Annotated in this window: 17 protein-coding genes; 10 read left to right on the top strand and 7 right to left on the bottom strand. The window is 63.0% G+C overall.

The genetic code is table 11. The annotated features are described in order from the left end of the window. Window positions 1–672: 672 nt before the first annotated feature. Window positions 673–2,190 carry a sucrose phosphorylase gene (gene gtfA / locus BISU_RS05800; RefSeq protein WP_024463083.1) on the top strand — a complete coding sequence of 506 codons (1,518 nt, stop codon included), beginning with the start codon at window positions 673–675 and terminating at the stop codon, window positions 2,188–2,190. Window positions 2,191–2,244: 54 nt separating this feature from the next. On the opposite strand, the gene map is transcribed toward gtfA, so the two are convergent. Further along, window positions 2,245–3,051: a type I methionyl aminopeptidase gene (gene map / locus BISU_RS05795; protein ID WP_024463082.1), complete on the bottom strand. Its 807-nt coding sequence runs from the start codon at window positions 3,049–3,051 to the stop codon at window positions 2,245–2,247. Between the two features lie 417 nt (window positions 3,052–3,468). On the opposite strand from map, the gene BISU_RS05790 reads away from it, so the two are divergent. Genes BISU_RS05790 through pknB form a run of 7 tightly spaced genes read left to right on the top strand, consistent with a single transcriptional unit; the run spans window position 3,469 to window position 12,456 of the window. Next, window positions 3,469–4,170 (top strand): FhaA domain-containing protein, encoded by a 702-nt coding sequence (locus tag BISU_RS05790; protein ID WP_024463081.1) that lies wholly within the window; start codon window positions 3,469–3,471, stop codon window positions 4,168–4,170. A 24-nt stretch (window positions 4,171–4,194) separates the two neighbouring features. Further along, window positions 4,195–4,749, top strand: a complete 555-nt coding sequence (locus BISU_RS05785) for an FHA domain-containing protein FhaB/FipA (protein WP_024463080.1) — start codon at window positions 4,195–4,197, stop codon at window positions 4,747–4,749. Window positions 4,750–4,757: 8 nt separating this feature from the next. Continuing rightward, window positions 4,758–6,386: a protein phosphatase 2C domain-containing protein gene (locus BISU_RS05780; protein WP_024463079.1), complete on the top strand. Its 1,629-nt coding sequence runs from the start codon at window positions 4,758–4,760 to the stop codon at window positions 6,384–6,386. After that, a complete protein-coding gene (locus BISU_RS05775) occupies window positions 6,386–7,864 on the top strand; it encodes an FtsW/RodA/SpoVE family cell cycle protein (protein WP_024463078.1) in 1,479 nt (492 codons plus the stop codon). Before BISU_RS05780 ends, BISU_RS05775 begins: the two co-directional genes overlap by 1 nt. Then, complete coding sequence (locus tag BISU_RS05770; RefSeq protein WP_024463077.1) at window positions 7,861–9,327, top strand: peptidoglycan D,D-transpeptidase FtsI family protein; 1,467 nt, start codon at window positions 7,861–7,863, stop codon at window positions 9,325–9,327. Before BISU_RS05775 ends, BISU_RS05770 begins: the two co-directional genes overlap by 4 nt. Further along, a complete protein-coding gene (locus tag BISU_RS05765; protein WP_024463076.1) occupies window positions 9,324–10,400 on the top strand; it encodes a serine/threonine-protein kinase in 1,077 nt (358 codons plus the stop codon). Before BISU_RS05770 ends, BISU_RS05765 begins: the two co-directional genes overlap by 4 nt. Further along, on the top strand, window positions 10,393–12,456 hold the full coding sequence (gene pknB / locus BISU_RS05760) for a Stk1 family PASTA domain-containing Ser/Thr kinase (protein ID WP_033502628.1): 2,064 nt from the start codon (window positions 10,393–10,395) through the stop codon (window positions 12,454–12,456). Before BISU_RS05765 ends, pknB begins: the two co-directional genes overlap by 8 nt. 291 nt (window positions 12,457–12,747) lie before the next feature. On the opposite strand, the gene BISU_RS05755 is transcribed toward pknB, so the two are convergent. The 3 genes from BISU_RS05755 to BISU_RS05745 all read right to left on the bottom strand — a co-directional run bounded on the left by BISU_RS05755 (window position 12,748) and on the right by BISU_RS05745 (window position 15,639). Beyond that, complete coding sequence (locus BISU_RS05755) at window positions 12,748–13,395, bottom strand: anthranilate synthase component II (RefSeq protein ID WP_024463075.1); 648 nt, start codon at window positions 13,393–13,395, stop codon at window positions 12,748–12,750. A gap of 111 nt (window positions 13,396–13,506) precedes the next feature. Beyond that, window positions 13,507–14,772, bottom strand: coding sequence for a class E sortase (locus BISU_RS05750; RefSeq protein WP_024463074.1), 1,266 nt, complete (start codon window positions 14,770–14,772; stop codon window positions 13,507–13,509). Between the two features lie 108 nt (window positions 14,773–14,880). Beyond that, on the bottom strand, window positions 14,881–15,639 hold the full coding sequence (locus tag BISU_RS05745; RefSeq protein WP_024463073.1) for a DUF881 domain-containing protein: 759 nt from the start codon (window positions 15,637–15,639) through the stop codon (window positions 14,881–14,883). An 87-nt stretch (window positions 15,640–15,726) separates the two neighbouring features. Between BISU_RS05745 and crgA the strand changes: the two genes are divergently transcribed. After that, window positions 15,727–16,218, top strand: a complete 492-nt coding sequence (gene crgA / locus BISU_RS05740; RefSeq protein WP_024463072.1) for a cell division protein CrgA — start codon at window positions 15,727–15,729, stop codon at window positions 16,216–16,218. An 87-nt stretch (window positions 16,219–16,305) separates the two neighbouring features. Here the strand turns inward: crgA and BISU_RS05735 are convergent, their stop codons facing one another. Continuing rightward, window positions 16,306–17,766: a GuaB1 family IMP dehydrogenase-related protein gene (locus BISU_RS05735; RefSeq protein WP_024463071.1), complete on the bottom strand. Its 1,461-nt coding sequence runs from the start codon at window positions 17,764–17,766 to the stop codon at window positions 16,306–16,308. A gap of 81 nt (window positions 17,767–17,847) precedes the next feature. Between BISU_RS05735 and BISU_RS05730 the strand changes: the two genes are divergently transcribed. Further along, window positions 17,848–18,927 (top strand): glycosyltransferase, encoded by a 1,080-nt coding sequence (locus tag BISU_RS05730; protein ID WP_024463070.1) that lies wholly within the window; start codon window positions 17,848–17,850, stop codon window positions 18,925–18,927. 194 nt (window positions 18,928–19,121) lie between these two features. Here BISU_RS05730 and BISU_RS05725 read toward each other — a convergent pair whose 3' ends face one another. Together BISU_RS05725 and BISU_RS05720 are read right to left on the bottom strand one after the other, a co-directional pair. Continuing rightward, the gene (locus BISU_RS05725; RefSeq protein WP_024463069.1) at window positions 19,122–21,485 is read right to left on the bottom strand and encodes a DUF6541 family protein; all 2,364 of its coding nucleotides are present in this window, start codon (window positions 21,483–21,485) and stop codon (window positions 19,122–19,124) included. 5 nt (window positions 21,486–21,490) lie between these two features. Then, on the bottom strand, window positions 21,491–22,417 hold the full coding sequence (locus BISU_RS05720) for a glycosyltransferase (RefSeq protein WP_081672654.1): 927 nt from the start codon (window positions 22,415–22,417) through the stop codon (window positions 21,491–21,493). Window positions 22,418–22,512: the final 95 nt, after the last annotated feature.

The following is a 22,512-nucleotide window of genomic DNA, read 5'->3' as shown; positions in this document are numbered from 1 at the left end:
TCATATTCGTAGAATTGACGGAATTCCAACGATCTTGCAAAGAGCAAACCGAGCGCATACTTTCGCAAGTACCTAACGAACGAAAAAAGTGCCTAATGAACGACCAGAGAACACCCCAAGCCACTTTTGGCCTCTAACCCCGCCAACCCACGGCCACAGCGGTACAAGCGCTCAGCAGTTCGAAACCATCATTCATTAGGTGCTTTTTTCGTTCGTTAGGCACTTCTCCAAGTAGACCACGAATCGCGTACACAGCATTTTGGCGGAATACCACCATTTCTGAGAGCTGATATGCAGTCGCCTCAGCGCGTGCAGACGCATGAGTCACGACAATGTACCTAATGAATTTCTCACAACGACTGCACGCCCATCGCATGCGCCGCAAATGACCGAGCAATCCCATCAATGCGGCAATCATGCAAACGAAAACGCATAAGCTTGCACGTGCCGCAATGCGAAAGCCTATGCGAATGCGAGAGCCTATGCGACCGACATGGCCAGGCGCTCATGCTCAAGAGCAACGCGAGCACAACCGATGTCTCCCTAGCTTCTTATATTGACTTTGATAAAACCGGTTCGATGTCAATGCAACACCGATGCGGGTGTCAACGCCGATAACGCAGCAACAGCACCGCACTGCAACGGAACAACTCGCAACAGATTGGAGATTCAATGAAGAATGCAGTTCAGCTCATCACCTACGCCAACAGATTCGGCGACGGGACGATCGCCTCGATGACGGACATGCTGCGCACGCGCTTCGAAGGCGTGTACGAGGGCGTGCATATCCTGCCGTTCTTCACGCCTTTCGACGGGGCGGACGCGGGCTTCGACCCGATCGATCACACGCAGGTCGACTCGCGTCTCGGTTCGTGGGATGATGTGACCGAACTGAGCCATACCCACGAGATCATGGTGGACACCATCGTCAACCATATGTCCTGGCAGTCGCATCAGTTCCAGGACGTCATTGTCAAAGGCGAGGAGAGCCCCTACGCCAGGATGTTCCTGACCATGTCCAGCGTCTTTCCTGACGGCGCTACCGAGGAGGAGCTCGCCGGCATCTATCGCCCACGGCCGGGGCTGCCGTTCACGCATTACACCTGGGGCGGCGCCACGCGCCTGGTGTGGACGACGTTCACGCCGCAGCAGGTCGACATCGACACTGATTCGCAAGAGGGCTGGGATTATCTGCTCTCGATTCTCGACCGCTTGGCGGCGAGCCACGTGCAGGACATCCGTCTGGACGCCGTGGGATACGGCGCCAAAGAGGCCGGCACGAGCTGCTTCATGACGCCGAAGACCTTCGACCTGATCGGCCGGATCAAGACCGAGGCAGCCCAACGCGGCCTGGAGACCCTCATCGAAGTCCATTCGTATTACAAGAAGCAAATCGGCATCGCCTCGAAGGTCGATCGGGTCTACGATTTCGCGCTGCCGCCGCTCCTGCTGCACACGCTGTTCACCGGAGACACGAGCGCTTTGGCGCACTGGATCGAGGTCCGCCCGAACAACGCAGTCAACGTGCTCGACACGCATGACGGCATCGGCGTGATCGACATCGGCTCCGATCAGCTCGACCGCAGCCTCAAGGGGCTGATCCCGGACGAGGCCGTGGATAGCCTGGTCACCACGATCCACGCGAATACGCATGGCGAGTCGGCGGCCGCCACAGGTGCCGCTGCGAGCAATCTCGATCTCTACCAGGTCAACTCCACGTACTATTCGGCGCTCGGCTGCAACGATCAGCACTATATCGCCGCCCGGGCCGTGCAGTTCTTCCTGCCGGGCATCCCGCAGGTCTACTACGTGGGAGCCTTGGCCGGCGCGAACGACATGGAGCTGCTCGCCACGACCAACAACGGCCGCGACATCAATCGGCATTATTATTCGGTCGCCGAAATCGACAGGAACCTCGAACGCCCTGTAGTACGCGCATTGAACGCCCTGTGCCGCCTGAGCAATACGCTCGACGCCTTCAACGGCGAATTCAGCTGCACCGCCGACGGCGAACGCTCGATCACCCTCAACTGGACTGCGGCGGACGGGGCAAGCACGGCCTCGCTCAACTTCGAGCCGAGTCGCGGTCTGGGAGTCGACAGCGCGGCTTCGGTTGTCTCGCTGACCTGGACCGATGCCGCAGGCGAGCATCGCAGCGACGATCTCATCGCCGATCCGCCGACCGTCTGATGCAAGTCGTTCTTCGCCGATTTGCGTCTGAGCGGCCGTTGCCTGCTCGGACACCTAGAACCCCAGCGCCTCCACCGTTTCGTCGTGCTCGCGAGCGGTGAGGATGATGGGGTCGCCGTCGGTGATGGCGAGGGTGTGCTCGGTGTGGGCGCCGCGCGAGCCGTCGGCGGAGCGAATGGTCCACCCGTCGTTCTCGTCCTGCACGATCTCATCAGTCGTGCGCAGCAGCCAAGGCTCGATGGCGATGACCAGGCCCGGGCGCAGGCGGAAGCCATGGTGAGCTCTGCCGTCGTTGGGAATAAAGGGGTCGCCGTGCATGATGCGGCCGAGGCCGTGCCCGCCGAATTCGAGGTTGACCATATAGCCCTGCTCGCGGGCCACGTCGCCTATGGCGGCCGAGATATCGCCCAGCCGGTTGCCCGAACGCGCCATGCGGATGCCGGCGACGAGCGCGTCGCGCGTGGTCTGGATGAGCCGCAGGTCTTCGGGATCGGCCTTCTTGCCAACGACGAAACTGATCGCAGAGTCGCCGACCCACCCGTCGACCGTGATCGCGAGATCAATCGACAGCAGATCGCCGTCGCGCAGCGCGTAATCGTACGGCATGCCGTGCAGCACCGCGTCGTTGACCGACGTGCAGATGTAATGCTTGAAGGGACCGGTGCCGAAGTCCGGCGCGTAATCGACGTAGCAGGAGACCGCGCCCGGGCGCGCCTCGATCCGCTGGCGCACGTAGTCGTCGATTTCGAGCAGATTCGTCCCAGGATGCGTCATCTCGCGCAGCTTCGAGAGGATGTCCCCCACGAATTTGCCCGCAGGCCGCATCTCATTGACTTCCTTAGGCGTTTTCAGCTCGATCATGCCGCCATGTCCTTCCTAGACACATACCATCAATTGATAACCATTCTCGCCATATCCCAATTTCGGAATCTAACACCCCCGATGGGACAAGTCCCTGTCGTGCCGCCAGGCACGTAGCCGCGGGAGTCGTGCAGCTTCAAGCCGTTCATTCATCACGGCTCCCGCACAGGCTCCGTCATCGCGCGGGAGCCGCGGCGTATGGGCACTGGCTGGAACCAGCGGCTCGACTCGTACTTCAGCCTTCCAACTTCAACGCAGGCGAGCCATGCAGCGTGTGCGATCCGCGTAAACATATAATAGGTAGGCCTATGACGTATGATGGCATCCCCGGCGATGAAGAATTTGCACGTATCCGCAACGATTTTTTGCCCATTTCGTCGTGCCGCGTAGGATGGGTGAGGATAGAAAGGGATCACTATGAGCGTTCTCGACCGTTTTGAAAAGAGCGTCGAAGGTACCGTCAACGGTGTGTTTGCGAAATTCGGGTCCAAGGACCTGCAGCCCGTCGACCTCTCAAGCGCCCTCGAGCGCGAGATCGACGCTGAGGCCATGCCGGTCGGCCGCGACCGTACGGTGGCCCCGAACGAGTACCGTTTCAAGCTCAGCACCCCCGACTTCGACCACATCGAGCAGTGGGGCAGCGAGACTCTCGCCAATGAGCTGGCAGACAATCTCACGCAGTACGCGAAAAGCCAGCATTACGCCTTCGTCGGACCGGTGGTCGTAATTTTCGAAGAGGATCTGGACTTGGGCAAGGGCAGCTTCAACCTGTCCTCCGAGTCGGTCAAGGGCAACGCCGTTCCCGTTACCACGGACGATCAGGCGCAGGACAGCCCGATGCTTGAGATCAACGGCAGCCAGTACCTGCTCACCAAGGAGAAGACGGTTATCGGGCGCGGCTCCGGCTGCGACATCGTCATCGACGACCCGGGCATCTCACGCAATCACTTGGAAATCGACATCACCGACAACGGCGTCATCGCACGCGATCTGGGGTCTACCAACGGCACGTACGTGGAGGGCCATCAGGTGCCCGCCGCCACGCTGCTCGATGGCAACACCATCACGATCGGACGCACCCGCATCCTGTACTGGGCCTCTTCGCAGGATCAGGACTGACGCGATAAGCCGCCGCTCGAAGCTATGTTAACCGAACTGACATTCGCGATTCTCAAATACGGATTCCTCATTCTGCTATGGGTGTTCGTCTGGCTTGCCGTGCGCTCGCTGCACCGCGACATCGAAGCGCTCAGCCCGCGCAAATCCCGCGCTCATCGGCGCGCCGAGCGCCGGGCCCGCAAGGCCGCATCTGCCCCGGCCACCGCTCCTGCAACGCACCCCGGCACCACGCAGATGCCCATATCCGCGCCGGCATCGGCACCAGCGTCCGCCTCCGAATCAACAGGGCCGGCACTGCTTGTCGTCATCGACGGTCCGTTGGCCGGCTCCTCGGTGCCGCTGAGCGATGAGCCGATCACACTGGGCCGCTCCGCCTCCAACACGGTGGTCATGAACGACGAATTCGTCTCCTCGCACCATGCGCGGGTCTATCGCGACCCGTCTTCGGGCGAATGGGCCATAGAGGACTTGGGCAGCACCAACGGCACCGCGGTCAATCAGCGCCGCATCAGTGAGCCGACCGTGCTTCCGGCCCGCGTGCCGGTGCGCATCGGCGCCACGACCTTCGAGCTGAGGTGACACGCCGTATGCCGCAATCCGCCACCTCGCCAACCCTCTTCCTGTATTCCACGACCATATCGGATGTGGGCACGGTCCGCAGCAACAATCAGGACTCGTCATTCGCCGGCGAGCATCTGATCGCCATCTGCGACGGCATGGGCGGGCACGCCGGCGGCGACACGGCATCGACCATCGCGATCCGCTCGCTGGCCCATATCGAACGCGATGACGTGCGCAGCAACGTGCGCGCGGTCTCCAGTATGATGGAAACCTCTGTGATGGCCGCGCATGACGCCATCGTGGGCAAGGCCAAGCGCGAGCGCAAGCTGGCCGGCATGGGCACCACCGTCACTGCGGTCGCGCTGGTGTCCGGATACTGGATTCTGGCGCATATCGGCGATTCGCGTGCCTATCTGCTGCGCGATGGCAAGCTGACCCGCATGACGAACGACCACAGCTACGTCCAGCATCTCATCGACACCGGCCGCATCACGCCCGCCGAGGCGCGCAATCATCCCCAGCGCAACGTCGTGATGCGCGTGCTGGGCGATTTCGACATCGATCCGCGCCCTGACATCGCTATCTGCGCGGCGCATCCCGCCGACCGGTGGATGCTGTGTTCGGACGGGCTGGACGGCGTGCTCGAGGACTCCACGATCGAAGAGACGCTCGTGCACATCTCCGATCAGGGCGAATGCGCGCAGCAGCTCGTTTCCATGGCGCTCAAGGCCGGCAGCACCGACAACGTCACCGCGGTGATTGGCGACGCGACGCTTGCCTTGGATGCCGATGCCTTCGACCTGCCGCATCAGACGCCGTTGATCGGCGGCGCGGCGGCGGCAAGCTTGGAAGCCATCGCCGACATCGTCAACGAACCCGTGGCTTCTGCGCCCAACCTGCGCCATGACAACGATTCCCCGGCGCAGCGCGCGGCGGCGCTCACGCAGGATCAGGATACGCAGGTCCAGACGGCCGAGCCGCGCGTGGCGCAGCCGTCGTCGATGCGGGAAAAGGCCGGCGACGACGGTGAAATCGACACCGGCGAGATTCCGATCGTCCAGAAAAGAGACGGCCGCATATCCGCCGATCCGAACGACCCGGAAGTCGCCAAGGCGATTCGCCGCGAACAAGTCCAGGAGCGCCAGTACTCCCGGTCGCGTCGCGTGCGCCGACGCATACGGGTACTGATCGCCGTGCTGGTGCTGCTGGCGGCCATGGTCGGCAGCGCCTTCGCCGCGTGGCGCTGGAGCCAAAGCAAGTACTACTTGGGCGAGGCCGACGGCGTGGTGTCGATCTATCAGGGCGTCAACACGAATCTGTTTGGCTATCCGCTGTCGCATAGGGTCGAGGACACCGGCATCAAGGTCAGCCAGCTGCCGCAGTCCTGGCGCGACCAGCTGGATCAGGGCATTACCGTCGACAGCCTGTCGGAAGCCCGCAGCCACGCACGGCTTATCGAACGCGAGGTCAAAAGCCTGCCGGAGTCCGCCGGCAGCAACGGCAAATCCGCCAAACAAGGCAGCGCCAAGAGCGGCTCTGGCGCATCGGCGACCGCTGGCGCTACGCCATCGGCTTCATCATCGGCCTCATCGTCAGGCGCTGCCGCATCGAAATCGGCAGCTGCGAACCCGTCGAAGTCGAAGGGGGCCGAGTGATGGTCGCCACCCGTCTTCGTCAGGTGTCATTGCTGGTCTTCGCGATGCTGCTGAGCTTCATCGCCTTCTTCCAGATGTTCGAACGCACCTCCGGCACATTCCCCGCGAAATTCGCCGGGACGCTGGGGGTGGTCGGCGTGCTGTTTCTTACCCTGTGGGGGCTGCTGCTCAAATTCCAGCCCTATGCCAGCCAGTCGATCCTGCCTTGCGTGCTGCTGCTGACCTCGATCGGCACGATGATGATCGCGCGCATCGACGATGCGAACGGCACCGATGTGGCCTTTCGCCAACTGATCTGGCTGTGCGTGGCGCTGGTGCTGACGATGCTGCTTGTCGTCTTCCTGCAGGATTACCGGGTGCTGCGGCGCTTTTCGTATGTCAGCATGGTCGTAGGTCTGGCGCTGCTGCTTTCGCCGATGATCCCGGGCATCGGCCGCGAGATCGGCGGCGCACGCATCTGGGTCGGCTTCGGCAGCCATACCTTCCAGCCGGGAGAGTTCTCGAAGCTCTTCCTAGCCTTCTTCTTCGCCGCCTATCTCTTCGACCACCGCGACCAGCTTGCCGTGGGCGGCAGGAAGGCGCTGGGCATACGGCTGCCCCGCATCAAGGACATGGGCCCGATCATCGTGGTCTGGCTGGCGTCGATGGGCGTGCTGGTCATCCAGCATGATCTGGGCACTTCGCTCATGTTCTTCGCGATGTTCGTCTCCATGCTCTACGTGGCGACCGGCCGCAAAAGCTGGGTGGCCATCGGTTTCCTGGCCTTCGCCGCCGGGTCCTTCGTCGCCTCGCGGCTCTTCGCGCATGTCGGGTACCGCGTGCAGGCCTGGCTGCATCCGCTCGATCCTGCGGTGTACAACCAGTACCCCGGCGGGTCTTCGCAGCTGGTCAAAGGCCTTTTCGGCATGGCTTCCGGCGGTCTGCTGGGCACCGGCATCGGGCAGGGGCACCCTTCGCTCACGCCGCTGGCGAATTCCGACTTCATCTACTCTTCTCTCGGCGAAGAGCTGGGACTTACCGGACTGCTGGCGATTCTGGTCCTCTACGTGCTCATCATCGCCTCGGGCCTGAGCACCGCAATGCGCATCAAGGACGGCTTCGGCAAGCTGCTGGCCTCCGGACTCGTCTTCACCATGGCCTTCCAGGTCTTCACCGTGGTGGGCGGCATTACGCTGGTCATCCCGCTCACCGGCCTGACCCTGCCGTATATGGCCGCCGGCGGCTCCTCGCTGATCGCGAACTTCGTGCTCGCCGGGCTGCTCATCGTCATCTCGAATGCCGCGAACAAGCCCGAGCCGGACACCGTCTCCGACACCTTCCGCTACGAGGCGCTGGCCGCGCTGCGCGAGCATGAGCTCGTCGACGACGGGCAGGGGCAGGAACGTGGGCAAAGGCGCGGGCAGGGACGTGCGCAGCGCCGCCGCCCCAACGGCAGGGGAGGCTTGGGCCGCCGAAAAGGCAAGGGGGCGACGGCATGAACAAGAGTCTGCGGCAGCTGTTCACCGCCGTCGTGATCCTGTTCACGATCCTCGGCCTGTCCAGCACCATCATCACCGCGATCCGCGCAAACCAGCTCAACACCGATCCGCGCAACAGTCGTGCGCTGTATCACGAGATCGGCGCTCCGCGCGGACCGATTCTGGCCTCCGACGGCACGGTGATCGCCAAGTCGGAGCCGGTCAACGACGCCTTCGAATACCAGCGTTCCTATGCGAACGGGGCGCTGTACGCGCCTGTCACCGGGTACTTCTCCATCACGCATCCAGTCGATCGCGGCTTGGAGATGTCGCGCAACGAACTGCTCGCCGGCGAGTCGAACGCCCTGTTCTGGCAGAAGATCAAATCGCTGTTCACCGGCGACGAGAACAAGGGCGCGTCCATCGAAACCTCAATCAACCCGAAGCTGCAGATGGCCGCCTACCAAGGACTCGCCGGCAAGGATGGCGCGGCCGTCGCGATCGAGCCGAAAACCGGCCGCATTCTGGCCATGGCGAGCACGCCGAGCTACGATCCGAACCAGTTGGCGCAGCACGATACCAAGCAAGTCAACAACATCTACGCGCAGCTGACCTCCGGCGACAACAGCCCGATGCTCAACCGGGCCACCTCGCAGTACTACCCGCCGGGCTCCACGTTCAAGACCGTCGTGGCCGCGGCGGCTCTGGAAACAGGCAAATACAACCCGGACACCTCGATTCCGGCAGGCGCAAGCTACACGCTGCCCGGCACGGCGACGAACCTGACGAATGCGGAAGGCTCCGCCAACGGCTCGAACGGCCAGATCTCCTTCGAGGATGCCCTGGCCTATTCGTCCAACACGGCCTTCGCGCAGCTCGGCGTCTCGCTGGGCGATCAGGCGGTCGAAAACCAAGCCAAGAAGCTCGGCTTCGGCAGCTCGATCACCATCGACGGCTCGGATTCCACCGGAAAGCCGATGAAGGCGATATCCTCGCGCTTCCCCACGAACCTCAGCGACGACAGGCTTGGTTTGGCCTCAATCGGGCAGGGCGACGTGAACACGACGCCGCTGCAGAACGCACTCATCGCCTCAGCCGTGGCCAATGGCGGCACGCTGATGCGCCCCACGCTCGTCGACCGCGTGCGTTCCAGCGATCTGTCGGTGATCTCGCAGACCGACCCCGCAGTCATGTCCCAGGCTTTCGGCAAGGACACGGCCGACAAGCTCGACCAGATGATGCAGGCGGTCGTGACCAAGGAGAATCCGAATCTGGCCATCGACGGCACGAAGGTCGCCGCGAAGACCGGGACCGCGCAGATCGGCGAGAACAACAGCAGCATCGACGGCTGGGTAATCGGCTTCGCCCCCGCCGACAATCCGAAGATCGCCGTCGCCGTGGTCGTCCATAATACCGATGTGCTTGGCTCCTACGCAGCCGGTCCCATTATGAAGCAGATCATGCAGGAGGCGTTGCAGCAATGAAACTCATCGAAGGCCAGCTCATCCACCGACGATACCGGCTCGACTGCCGGCTCGCGCAGGGCGGCATGGGCGAGGTGTGGAAGGGCTACGATATTCAGCTCGGCCGTCCGGTGGCCATCAAGGCGCTGCGCGGGGACGCGACCAACGCCGAGGCCAAGCTGCGTCGCCTGCGCGCCGAAGCGCATAATTCCGCGAATCTCGCGCATCCCAATATCGCCGCGCTCTTCGAATACTACGAGCATGACGGCATCGGCTTCCTGATCATGGAATATGTGCCAAGCAAATCTTTGGCCGATCTCTTCCATGCAAGGGGCGCGATGGATCCGGTCGAACTGCTGCCGATTCTCGAGCAGACCGCGCGTGGCCTGTTCATCGCCCACTCGCACGGGATCATCCATCGCGACGTAAAGCCGGCGAATATCATGGTTTCTGACGACGGCGATGTGAAGATCACCGATTTCGGCGTCTCCTACTCCACCAATCAGGAGCAGATCACGCAGGACGGCATGGTGGTGGGCACCGCGCAGTACATCTCCCCCGAGCAGGCGCAGGGCAGGCACGCCACCGCGCAGTCCGACATCTACTCGCTCGGCGTCGTGGCCTACGAAGGCCTGTGCGGCCATCGGCCCTTCACGGGGGCCACGCCGGTCGACATCGCCGCCGCGCATGTCAACGACCCAGTGCCCCCGTTGCCCGATTCGGTGGATGTGCAGCTGACCCAATTCGTGATGTCGATGCTCTCGAAGGACCCGCTGGACCGGCCGGGCGATGCGCTTGTCGTCTCGCGCACGCTCTCGAAGATCGAGCGACGGCTGCTCGACCAGCAGACCGTGCTGAGCGATTCGACCAAGATCATGCCCTCCGGTAACCGCATGCCCCGGCGCATCGTAAGCGCGCCGCACAGCATGCTGGAGGCGCGCCTGCGAGGGTCATCCGGGCAGGCGCCAATTCAGGACGTGGGGCAGTCCCAGATTTTCATCAGCGGCACGCCTGCGCCGCGAACCACAAGCTCAAGCGTAGGCGCAACTGCACATTCACCAGCGAGGCACCTCGGGAGGAACAACAATGAGTAGCAATCTGCCCTCTTCGTTGGCCAGCGGCCGCTACCAGCTTGGCCAGCTCATCGGCCGCGGCGGCATGGCCGAGGTGCGCGTCACGCTCGACACGCGTCTCGGACGCACCGTCGCCGTCAAGATCATGCGCTCCGACCTGGCGAACGACGAGATCTTCCTGACTCGCTTCAGGCGCGAGGCGCATTCGGTCGCGCAGATGAACAACCCCAACATCGTCAACATCTACGATTCGGGCGAGGAGACGAACATCGACGAGACCGGGCACACCGAACGGCTGCCCTACATCGTCATGGAGTACGTCAAAGGCCAGACGCTGCGCGACATCATCAAGGCGAACGGCCCTCTGAGCCAGCGCGACGCCGAACAGGTGATGCTGGGCGTCCTGAACGCTTTGGAATACTCGCACCGCATGGGCATCATCCACCGGGACATCAAGCCCGGCAACATCATGATCTCCGAGCAGGGCATGGTCAAGGTCATGGACTTCGGCATCGCCCGCGCACTCGACGATTCCGTGGCCACGATGACGCAGTCTCAAGGCGTCGTAGGCACCGCGCAATACCTCTCCCCCGAGCAGGCGCGCGGCGAGACCGTCGACATGCGCTCCGATCTGTATTCGGCCGGCTGCGTACTCTACGAGATGCTTACCGGGCGCCCGCCCTTCACCGGCGACTCCGCAGTCGCCATCGCCTACCAGCACGTCTCCGAAGTGGCGACGCCGCCGAGCGCAATCGTGCCCGGGCTGCCCAAGATGTGGGACCAGATCTGCGCGAAGGCGATGGCCAAGGACCGGCAGAACCGCTATGCGACGGCCGCCGAATTCAAGAACGACGTCCTCACCTTCATGAACGGCGGCGTGCCGGTGGCGGCGGCCTTCAACCCGCTGACCGACCTGGCGAACGTCAAGGCCCGCAAGCAGGCCGAGCAGACCGCGGCGACTCAGGCGATGAACCCGGTAGCCGCCACTGAGGCGACGCAGGCCTTCAATCCGGTGACCGGGCAATTCGAAGCAGTGCCGACCGCGTCGAACGGATCCGCAAACGGCACCGCGTTGAAGTCCCGCGCCGAGCAACGGGCCGCCGCAGCCAAGCGCAAACGCAAACGAACGGCCATCATCGCGTCTATCATCGGCGCAATCGTGATCATCGCCGCGATCGTCGGCGGACTGGCATACGCGAACCGGCACAAGGAGCCCGAGACTGTCACCGTGCCGACGTTCACCGCGCAGACCACCAAGGACCGCGCCCAGGAGAAGCTCACCCAGCTGGGCCTGCGCTTCCGGGCCGAAACCGACGCCAATTCGACGGAGCCGGAGGGTACGCTGACCAAGCAGGATCCCAAGGGCGGCGTCAGCGTCACGAAGGGCTCCACGGTCAGGGTGTGGTTCTCCGCAGGGCCGCAGTCCGCCATCGTGCCCGATGTCAAGAACATGACGCAGGACGAGGCCCGTGCCGCCTTGGAGAGCGCCGGATTCAAAGTGAGCTCCACGACGCGCAGCGAAATGAGCGCCGATGTGGACAAGGATCGCGTCACACGCACCGACCCTGCCGCCGGTACGCAGCTGGCCAAAGGCGAGACGATAACCCTGTGCATCGCCTCCGGCATGACCCAAGTACCCGACAATCTCGTGGGCCAGCCTCAGGATCAGGTGATCGCCGCGCTGCAAAAGCTTGGCTTCAGCACCACCGTTCGAGACGGTGACTACAACGACAACGTTCCTGCGGGGTCGGTGCTGAGTATCGATCCGCCCTCTGGCACAGCAGTGGAAAGGGGCAGCAATATCACCGTATATATTTCAAAGGGTGCGCAGGCGATTGTTCCCGACATCGCCTTCGGAACCACTTATAAAGATGCCTCCGATAAACTCAAGGCAGCTGGCTTCAACAATATCAACGCCGTCTTCGCCGACGGCAGCACCCGCTCACCTGCTGAAAATGACATCGTCATCACCGCAAACCCGCAAGGAAAAGTAAGCGACAAGAATGTCACGGTCACACTAACCCTCAAGGCCGCTTCACCGTCCCCATCCTCCAGCCCAAGCAGCTCAAAGTCATAGTGAAACACGTGCGCTGCCGGCACACAACCCCCGCGCCGCTAATGTCATAACCCCCGCGTTTTCTCGACCATTATGCGGGGGTTGTGACATATGAACGACTTCAACGACTGGCCAAGGGTGAACTCCGTTGCTACCTCGGGCCCTCGGTGGGCCCTCGGCGTCGGCTACACACTGACGATGCCTTTGGCATCGTCCTTCGCGGCCGTGGTGGCCGCTCACCTCAGCTACGGACAGCCCGCAGGGCTGTCCGCTTAACGCTTCGGCACAGGGCTCTGCGCTTAACGCCTCCGCTTATCGAGCCGCGACCTTGGGCTGCAGGCCTTGGGAGCGCTCGACGGCGTCGCTCTGGCCGCAGATGGCAAGCCAGTTCGCCAGCAGGCGATAGCCGTCCTGCGTCATCACCGATTCGGGGTGGAACTGCACGGCGAACAGCGGCAGCTCCCTATGCTTGAGGCCTTGGATGATGTGGTCGTCCTTGGTCCATGCAGTGACCACGAGATCGTCGGGCACGGAATCCGGCTCGACGGCGAGCGAATGGTAGCGGGTCGCGGTCATCGGCTCGGCCACGCCGGCGAATACCGCATCATCAATGTGCTCCACGACGCTCGTCTTGCCATGCATGATCGTGGGCGCGTGATCCACCGTCGCCCCGTACACTTCGGCGAGCGCCTGCAGGCCGAGGCAGACGCCGAACATCGGCGTACGGGTTGCGGCGCACAGCCGGATGAGACTCTCGCTGGACCCGGAATCCGCCGGAGCGCCCGGCCCCGGCGAGATCAGCACGCCGTCATATCCGGCAAGCACATTGGGCGCGGAGGCGTCGATCGCATCGTTGCGCACCACGTCGACGGTGGCTCCCAGCGTCTTGAGATAGCCGACGATCGTGTACACGAAGGAATCGTAGTTGTCGACCACGAGGATATGCGCGGAATCGGTCATAATCGCCCTCTGCCTGTGTTGGAGTTGCCGGTCGGCGTTCGCCGCCGACGCTTTCGACGCCATTGTAGTCCACAGGCAGCGCACTGCGCCATCTGCTCAGCGGCTCGGCAATCAGACAGTCACGTAATTCGACATCGCGCGCAGGTACGGGATCGTGCTTGCGGCCCACGGATAGGCCCACTGCATCAACGCAGCGGCGGCCGCGGTCAGCAGCAGAAGCAGGAGCAGCACGCGCACCGGCGCTACGCCCGGCTGCAAGCGCAGCAGCGTGCCGTAGATGCTGATGTCCGGCTTGCGTCGGCGGCGCTGGCGGATGGCACGCAGCACAGGCCAACGCCATGCGACCGCAGCTGCGATGAACAAGACGAGATAGACGATAAGCGTCACCATGACGACCGGCTCCAGCGAGGGCAGTCTGGCGGCGAGCGACGGCTTTTCGTTGCTGATGAAATTCACCGCGCCCGAAGCGTCGGTCGATGCCAGTTCCTGCGGCACGCCATCGGAGACCTTCGCCCAGTAGGCGAACTCGCCGTAGCTGATCCAACGATGCGTCGGCGTGCTGTATTTGGGCTCGCAGGTGGTCAGCGTGACCATGCGCTTGGTTGCGGCCTCGCCAGGATTCTCGGGATTCGGCGCAACCACATCGCCCTGCGTCGGCAGCACGATGCGATAGCTTGTGTAGCGGTAGACATACCAGTAATCCTTAGTGCGCAACACAATCGGGTCACCGGTTTTGAGCTTGTCGACGTCCCCCAGCGGCTGTCCGTAGCCGTTGCGATGGCCGGCGATGGCCATGTTACCTATTTGCCCCGGCATCTGCGTCTGCTCGTAATGCCCCATGCCGTGCTTGTTGAGCTGCACCGCGTCCGTGCCCTGCACGACGTTGCGGTTCCATTGGGCGCCGAAGCGCGGAATATAGATCTGCGCGACCAGATCGCCGACGTTCGCGCTGGTCGGCTGCACAGGCGGATCGCCTGCCTGGGCCTTGGCCACCTGCAGATTCTTGCCATCGCCAGGATCCGACCATGCCGCCGATTGCCTGGTCTGATCCTGCTCCCGCTCCGATTCAACGCCGGTCCACCACATCTGCCACACGATATACAGGCCGCACAGCACCGCCAGCGTCAGCAACAGCTCGGCGAAGATTCCAAGCACCTGCCACCCTGCCCCAGAACGACGACGTTGCATCGAGCGGTCGTGGGAATTTTGCACCGTGCCGGCAGCATTGCGGCCAGGATCGGCAGCCTCGCCTGGCTGAGGCGCATCAGCAGGCATATCAGCAACACCGCCTACATCGCCTGTATCAGCCACGCCAGCCAGCTCGTCTTCAAGGGCGACGCGGGCGGGAGCGCCAACTGCGTGGGAACCATGCCTCATTGATCTTTCCTCGGTATCTTCTGCTCAATATCCTCACACAGTGTTTTCTCACACAGTGTCATCTACTCAGTGTCTTTTACGCGGTGTCTTCCACTCATTGCCATTCCCTCATTGCTTCAATTCCTCCTGCGGCACGCTGGCGTAACGCAACGGCTGCAGCAACGCTGATTCGGGGAATCGCTGCGTGTCCTTGGCCTCGACCTTCCAGCCCAAGCCATAGGCACGCACATACTCCTTGTAGGTCGCTATGGCGCGCGAATCGTTGAGCGCCTGCGTGAGCGCATCCGGATCGCCAATCGCGGAGACCGTGTAGGGCGGCGAATACTGTTTGCCTTGCAGCGTGAGAATGTTGCCGGTGCAGCGCACTGCGGAATTGAACAGCACACGCTGGTCCTGGATCATCATCGCCTCGGCCCCGCCCTTCCAGAGCGCGTTGACTACGGCCTCGATATCCTGCTGGTGAATCACGTAATAATCGATGTCGGCAGTGGAGCCGGAGTCACCCACGGCATTCTCCCACAGCGACGAATCATTCAACGTCACTGTGATGCCGGGCCCCTGCACCGCAGGAAGCAGCGTCCCCGAACCCGCATCGTCATTGGAGCTGCCCTGGGTGCCTGCATTGCCTGATGTCATCTTGTTCAGAACATCGACCTGCGAGCTGAGGCCATTGACTTCCTGCTGCAGTTTGTTCACCCGTTCAACGCGCTGCTCCACCAGTTGCGAGGTGTCGGAGGTGACCGTGGCGCTGCGGTTCACACGCAGATTCGTCATCAGCAGATAACCGGAGAATGCGACGACCACGAAAACGACGAGACCGCCCATTGTCGAGCGCCTCGCCCCGTGTTTTCCGGCCCGCTTCGCCATATTCGCCACATTTCCCTCGCCGATAGTCGCCACTTTCGAGTCTAACCACTATTATGATTTCTAGCCTATTGAATGGAGACTACGCTTATGGCTGACGAAGAGCTGCACAAAACCGGCGCGAGCGACCCTGAGGGCCAGGTGGACTGGCAGTCGGACGCCGAGAATGCGCACATCGCGCAGCCGGGCGACGATGCAGATACAGCGGCGAACACGGACGCGAAGACTACTACGAAGACCGCTGCTCAGGATGACGAGGACGACTACGGCATTCCGATGGACAAGGTCGAGGCCGTGCTCAACGCCAGCATCGACCAGTCGGCGATGACCCCGCAGATGCAACGCATGGTTCGCCGTCAGGAAGAGAACACCCGCCGCGTCGAGGAGACCATCAAGGGCACCAAGGCAAACCCCACATGGTTCGTGCCGCTGTTCTGCGTCCTGATGGTCATCGGACTGGCGTGGGCAGTGGTCTACTACCTCACCGGCGACTTCCCGATTCCGAACATCGGCGCATGGAATCTCGCCATCGCCTTCGCCATTCTCATGGTCGGCTTCCTTATGACGATGTGGTGGCGCTGAGCTGCTGAAATGTGGAAATACTGAGTTCCAGCGGAGAGGCCGGCTCGCGCTTTGTGGATCGAGGTCACAAGGCGCGAGCCACAAATCTTATGCCCGCCATCCCTGCGGCAGCGGGCGGCCCTCCTGATAGCCAGCGGCGGACTGAACGCCGACGACGGCCCGTTCGGCGAATTCCCTGAGATTTCGGGCGCCAGCGTAGGTGCACGAGGAGCGCACGCCTGAAGTGATTTCGTCGATCAGATCCTCGACGCCGGGGCGTTGCGGATCCAAGTACATCTTCGAGGACGAAATGCCCTCCTGGTAAAGCGCCTTGCGTGCGCGGTCGAAGGAATCGGCACCTGCGGTGCGAGCCGCGACGGCGCGGGCCGAGGCCATGCCGAAGCTCTCCTTGTAGCGTCTGCCTTCGCCGTCCACCTGGAGCGTGCCCGGCGATTCCAACGTTCCCGCGAACCACGAGCCGACCATGACCTGGCTGGCCCCGGCGGCGATGGCCAACGCGACGTCGCGCGGATGGCGCACGCCGCCGTCGGCCCAGACGGATTTGCCGAGCTTGTGCGCAGCTTCGGCGCATTCGAGCACTGCCGAGAACTGCGGGCGGCCCACAGCGGTCTGCATGCGCGTGGTGCACATAGCCCCCGGCCCTACGCCCACCTTGATAATGTCAGCTCCGGCCTCGATCAGGTCCTCGACGCCAGCCGCCGTAACGATGTTTCCGGCTACGATCGGCACCTTCGGGTCGAGCGCGCGCACGCGATGCAGCGCCGCGATCATCTTCTCCTGATGTCCATGAGCCGTGTCGACCACAAGCGTATCGACCCCGGCGTCGAGCAGCGCCTGCGCACGGGACTCGATGTCGCCGTTGATGCCGATGGCGGCGCCGATGCGGAATCGCCCTTGCGCGTCGAGCGCAGGACGATAGATGCTCGAACGCACGGTGCCCTTGGCCGTGAGCACGCCCACGAGCAGCCCGGCGTCATCGACGACCGGCACGAAGGAGCGGCGATGATAGGTGAGCTGGCCATACACGTCGCGCAGGTGCTCGCCGCCGCCCTCGACATCGGAAAGCTTGACAACCTGCGGCTCGGGCGTCATCACCGTGCCTGCCTGCGCGTAGCGGTCCACGCCTTCGCAGTCCTTCGTGGAGACGATGCCGACCGGTTTGCCGTCTTCGACCACCACGGCAGCGCCATGCGTGCGGCGCGGAATCAGCGAAATGACCGCAGCCACCGGGTCGTCGCGGTGCACGGTGATGGCCGTGTCCACAATCGGATGCGCGGCCTTGACCCGGCCTGTCACCTTCGCGACGACGTCGGTGGGGATATCCTGCGGGATGATGGCCATGCCGCCGCGCCGCGCCACGGTTTCCGCCATGCGTCGGCCCGAGACGGCGGTCATATTCGCCACCACGATCGGCACGGTGGTGCCCGTGCCATCATCCGAAGACAGATCGACGTCGAAGCGCGAAGTCACGTCCGAGCGCGACGGCACCAAGAACACATCGTCATAGGTCAGGTCATGAGTGGGCTCTTGCCCGGGAAGAAAGCGCATGATTTCTAGTTTACGCGACGATGGTGAAATCAGTTTCCGAGGCCGAGCAGCGCTTAGCCAGCTGTGTTTATACTGGAACGCATGAGTCTTACCGTCACCGCCATCGTCGTGTCCTACAACCGCGCGGGCCTGCTGCAGGAGTGCCTTGACGCGCTGGCCGCGCAGACCCGGCGCCCGGATCGCGTCATCGTCATCGACAACGCCAGCACCGACGGCGCGGCCGATGTGGCGAAGCGGCACCCCTTGCAGCCCGAAGTCACGGTGCTCGATCACAATGTGGGCGGCGCTGGCGGGTTCTGCGCCGGAATCGCCTGTGCGCTGGCCGCCGCTGCCGACAGTGATGCCGACAATGGCACCGACGATACAGGCAGCTACGGCAACGCCGCTGCCGCTTCTGCAGCACACGGCACGACGACTCGCCCCAATACTAGGCGCATCAACAACAGCCAACAGGCGAGCCAGTACGTCTGGCTTATGGATGACGACACCATCCCTACTCCCACGGCTTTGGAGCAGCTGCTTGCCGCCGCAGGCGAGGCCCGCGAGCGCAATGGCGTCTGGCCTGCCGTCTTGGGTTCGAAAGCGCTATGGACCGATGGCCGTGAACATCTGATGAACAAGCCGCGCCCGCGCACTTGGCGCGCATTGGGCGCAGCGAATCTGGAGCAGTCGGCCGAGGCATTCCAGGTCCGTTCGCTGTCGTTCGTCTCCTGCCTCATCAACGCGCGCATGATCGAATCCGCTCGCGCGCTGCCTCGCGCCGCGTATTTCCTGTGGAACGACGACTACGAATACACCACGAAGCTGCTCAGGCATGCGACCGGCTACTACGTGCCCGAAAGCCTGGTCGTGCACAAAACGAAGGTCTTTGGCTCCAGCGACGCCGACCCGGGCGAGCGGTTCTTCTTCGAAGTGCGCAACAAGCTGTGGATCCTGCGGTTCTCGCGCGGCAACTTCACCGCAGCCGAATACGCCGAGCTGCTGCTCAAAACCCTGCGCCGCTGGGCGCTGACCTATTGGCGCTCGGCGAACCGCGCGGTCATCCTCGACTGCTTCAAACGGGGCCTGCGCGAAGGGCTTGGCCAGCGGCCCGCGGGCAACGCGGAGCTGCTGGCCGGCAACCCTGATATCGTGGCCGCCATCGGTGCTGTGGAAGGCTGACGCCCAGCGTCGCGCGGCCCGCCGTGTGTCTCATCAATAGGCGGCGAGTTCCAACGCATGGAGTTCCAGCATCAATGTCGCGCCGATAGGGTTATTTGCGCGACGGCAGTACGAGTGGATGATGGCCCTAGTACGAATTCGCGCCAATGGGGCATTGCGCCACAAACCTACTAGCCGAACCTTTGCACAATCGGCTACGGCCGACTGCCCATGCCGCATCCGGTGATCCAATACAGGGTAGCGCGGCCTTGGCTGTCGACGGGCTGCATGACGTCGGGAACTGGATGCATGCCGGTGAACATCTCATGCTGCGGGTCGCCAGGCACGTACGAGCCGCCCATATCCAAATACCAATGCAGATTGTTGCCCTGTATGATCGAACAGACCTGGGGATCGGATCTGATCTCGCCCAAGTGGCGGGCGAGGTAATCATGGTCATAATCCCATTGCATGCTCAGATGCGCGTAATACGGCGTGCGCCGGCCTATGGCGAGCATGAAGCCGCTGCCGTTCCATGGGTCGGCGATGACCTGCTCGTTCTCTCCCACATACGAGCCCAGCCTCTTAAGCAGCAGATACTCGTCGCGCGAAAGCATCGGGGAATCCGAGCCGTTTGCAGCGAAGGCGTAGGTACGGCTCACCGATCGCTGCATGCCATCGGCCTGCGGGTTGGCGACGCAGGACAGCAGCCCCACGATAACGGCTGCCAGCACTGCGCAGGAGCGAAGCACGATTGATGCCTGCCCGCGCCCAGTGACGTTTGACTGAGCGCCTCCGAACTGAGTGCTCCTATTCAGAATGCCGTTACCTAGAGAGCGCCTGCCCAGCGCGACCACAGCCAGATCCAGCAGCCAGAGCAGCGCCCAGCATATCAGCGGTATCGCGGCGACCGGCCAAGCCGCAAACAGCCGGCGCTGGTCCTTATACCATAGCGCGGTCACCACCTTCGCCCAGTCGGCGTGGGTTCCCGCGCAACTGACGAACACGAAGCCCAGCAGCAGGAACGACGTCGCCATGATCAGGCTTTCCTGCGTATGCGCCAGCAGAGCGACCGCAACCGCGGCGATCAGCAGCGCTGCGATCGGCCAGAACACAGGCATGCGCACATTCGCCGAGTCGATGGGGGTCCCTAACGCAAAACGTCTGATCGCCGAGGAAATATCTTCGGTCGGCAGGGCCGGCCCGCCGTTGAGATGGCCAGATATGGGCCGCGTATTGCTGCGCAAATACATATTCGAGAAAATAGCGAAGCCTGCTCCAAGCACTGCGATTACCGCCAGCACACCAACGGCAGAAGAGATTCGGAAGGCTTTGACGTTGACGCGGCGCAACGCTCCGGCGGCTTGCACCAGCCAGACCAGCACCAGCGGCAGCGCCAGCAGCGCCACCGTCATCACCACGCGGAAATGGCAGAATGACACCGCGATCACGCCTACTGCGATCCAACCCAATCCGCTCAGCGCCTGCCACTTGCCGGCCTTCCAATCATGCCTGCACCATCGCCACAGCACCGCCAGCAGCACCGGCGCGATTGCCTGAGCGGCGAACATCGAATACAGCGTGCCCCAATCCAAAAGAAGGAACGGAAACCCTGCGCAGACGGCCGATAAAGCCGGAGCCAGGAAATCGGAGAGCATGCGGCGGCCGCAGATGGCACGAACGAGGTAGAGCATCGAAATCGGCCAGATCAGCGCCGCGAACACCAGCCAAGTGGTGGTGACGGCGGTGGCTGCCACGGCTCCGGGGACAGCTGCGCCGCTCAAGGCGGCGAACTGCTGGAAGGCTATCGGGTAGACTTCGCGAATCGGCGGCAGAGCGTGCAACGATGAGGCCTGACCAGTCAGCATAATGCGGGCGACGACGTTGTCGTGAAACACCGAATCGTAATTCTGCGTGACCTGCTCGGGGGAAGGCACAGCGCGCCGCAGCCGCAGTGCCACCGTGAGCGCGGCCAGCGCAACGCCTGCGAACGCAGGGAGCCAGAAGCGGCACGAGCGCAGGATCTCGCGACGCCATTGCTCGGCGTTCTGCGGAATCGAGCGCCTGGGAACCGAACGGTTCGAATCCGAGGATTGCGGAACGGAATACTGCATAACCGACTGTTGTGCAGCCAAGCGCCTCGAGCCCATGGGCGCGAGATCCTCTCGAGGCACCGCGGCCGCGTCATTGCGCCGCACGGGATCTGCGAGATTTTCAGGATTTTCAGGGCCTTCGGACTCCTCGGAACGTTCATGCCCTGCTCCACGCACAGTCTCAGGCTGTTGGAATCCTCTCCGCATCAGCCGCGCCGCCTCCCGGCGACCTGCCACGGAAAGCACGATTATCAGCACCATCACGCAGGATATTAGATAACTCCACCACTCCCACCGCAGGCCGAACGGATACGCGATCACACCGCCCACGCCGGCGATGGCGAGGGAAACCAGCGGTGCCAGCCCGACGAGTTCCACAATGCCGCGGCGACCGGTTGCGGCGACGATCAGCATGCCGGGCACATAGATCGCGAGTATGGCGGCCACGATCAGGGGCACGGCCTGCGGCCATGTGGACAGTTCCATATGCGTTACGCCTCGTTTCCGTCTCGCCCTGTGTTCTTCGGCACTGTTGGTTCGACGTCGTGGGATCCAGCGTGTCCTAGGTTGCGCACGGCGGTCAGCGCCCGATATCCCAGCTTACGCAGTCCAGTCGGCATGAGCCGGTACAGCGCACGAATAGCGACGTTACGTACAAATTGAATGGTGCTGATGAATCCATCCGCCCGGAATCGGCGCTGCAACGCCAGCTCGTCGCGGAACATCGTCCACCCGCCGCGCCGCTGGTAGGCACCCGCGTCGACGCGGTACAGCACAAGCGGCTCAGCGACGTTATGCAGCCGCGCCCCGGCCAGAATCAGCCGCTCCCACAGCAGGTAATCCTCGAAGCGACCATTGTGCTCGGGATAGCCGCCGACACGCTGTATCGCGGATTTCCGGAAAGCCACGCTCGGATGATGCAGCGGGGAACGCGCGCGGGCGAAGTCGAGCAGTGGCTTACCTCCAGCAGGCAATATGCGCGTTTGGCCAAGCTGCCGCCCGCGCTCGTCGCCGCTGAATTCGCGGATCGCGCTGCCGACGACGTCGTATCGGCCGGCGTGCGAATCAAGCAGCGGAATAATCGTGGCGAAGCGCTCCGGCAGCGAGACATCATCGCTGTCCGCGCGGGCGACCAATTCGTATCGGCACCGCAGCAAGCCCTGATTCAACGCATGCGCCAGGCCGGAATTCTTCGCCAGCTCAAGCACCGTGATTTCTGGCACAGCCTCGTACCGCTCAGCCTGCGCGAATCGCTCGTCCAGCCATATTGCCAGCCTGTCCAGAAACGACTGCACTGCCTCGGGAACCGGTCCGTCGCGCACAATGACCAGCTGCGTCGGAACGCAGGTCTGCTCGACCGTGCTGGACAGCACCGCACGTCGCAGATAATCCAGCCGGTCGCCGGCGTATACGGCCATGAGCACCGAGAAACCTGCCGCGGCCTCCAGCTGGCTGCCGTGCTGCGTCTTACTCGGCTGCGTCTCGCAAAACCGTGTTCCAGTCCCGCCCGCCT

Origin of the sequence: Bifidobacterium subtile, assembly GCF_000741775.1 — a bacterium.
GTDB lineage: Bacteria > Actinomycetota > Actinomycetes > Actinomycetales > Bifidobacteriaceae > Bifidobacterium > Bifidobacterium subtile.
This window is presented reverse-complemented; position numbering and strand designations above follow the sequence as displayed.

Coding starts and splice junctions, on each gene's coding strand:
- gtfA (WP_024463083.1), top strand. CDS start 673: ATGAAGAATGCAGTTCAGCTCATCACCTACGCCAACAGATTCGGCGAC.
- map (WP_024463082.1), bottom strand. CDS start 3,051: ATGATCGAGCTGAAAACGCCTAAGGAAGTCAATGAGATGCGGCCTGCG.
- BISU_RS05790 (WP_024463081.1), top strand. CDS start 3,469: ATGAGCGTTCTCGACCGTTTTGAAAAGAGCGTCGAAGGTACCGTCAAC.
- BISU_RS05785 (WP_024463080.1), top strand. CDS start 4,195: ATGTTAACCGAACTGACATTCGCGATTCTCAAATACGGATTCCTCATT.
- BISU_RS05780 (WP_024463079.1), top strand. CDS start 4,758: ATGCCGCAATCCGCCACCTCGCCAACCCTCTTCCTGTATTCCACGACC.
- BISU_RS05775 (WP_024463078.1), top strand. CDS start 6,386: ATGGTCGCCACCCGTCTTCGTCAGGTGTCATTGCTGGTCTTCGCGATG.
- BISU_RS05770 (WP_024463077.1), top strand. CDS start 7,861: ATGAACAAGAGTCTGCGGCAGCTGTTCACCGCCGTCGTGATCCTGTTC.
- BISU_RS05765 (WP_024463076.1), top strand. CDS start 9,324: ATGAAACTCATCGAAGGCCAGCTCATCCACCGACGATACCGGCTCGAC.
- pknB (WP_033502628.1), top strand. CDS start 10,393: ATGAGTAGCAATCTGCCCTCTTCGTTGGCCAGCGGCCGCTACCAGCTT.
- BISU_RS05755 (WP_024463075.1), bottom strand. CDS start 13,395: ATGACCGATTCCGCGCATATCCTCGTGGTCGACAACTACGATTCCTTC.
- BISU_RS05750 (WP_024463074.1), bottom strand. CDS start 14,772: ATGAGGCATGGTTCCCACGCAGTTGGCGCTCCCGCCCGCGTCGCCCTT.
- BISU_RS05745 (WP_024463073.1), bottom strand. CDS start 15,639: ATGGCGAAGCGGGCCGGAAAACACGGGGCGAGGCGCTCGACAATGGGC.
- crgA (WP_024463072.1), top strand. CDS start 15,727: ATGGCTGACGAAGAGCTGCACAAAACCGGCGCGAGCGACCCTGAGGGC.
- BISU_RS05735 (WP_024463071.1), bottom strand. CDS start 17,766: ATGCGCTTTCTTCCCGGGCAAGAGCCCACTCATGACCTGACCTATGAC.
- BISU_RS05730 (WP_024463070.1), top strand. CDS start 17,848: ATGAGTCTTACCGTCACCGCCATCGTCGTGTCCTACAACCGCGCGGGC.
- BISU_RS05725 (WP_024463069.1), bottom strand. CDS start 21,485: ATGGAACTGTCCACATGGCCGCAGGCCGTGCCCCTGATCGTGGCCGCC.
- BISU_RS05720 (WP_081672654.1), bottom strand. CDS start 22,417: ATGGCCGTATACGCCGGCGACCGGCTGGATTATCTGCGACGTGCGGTG.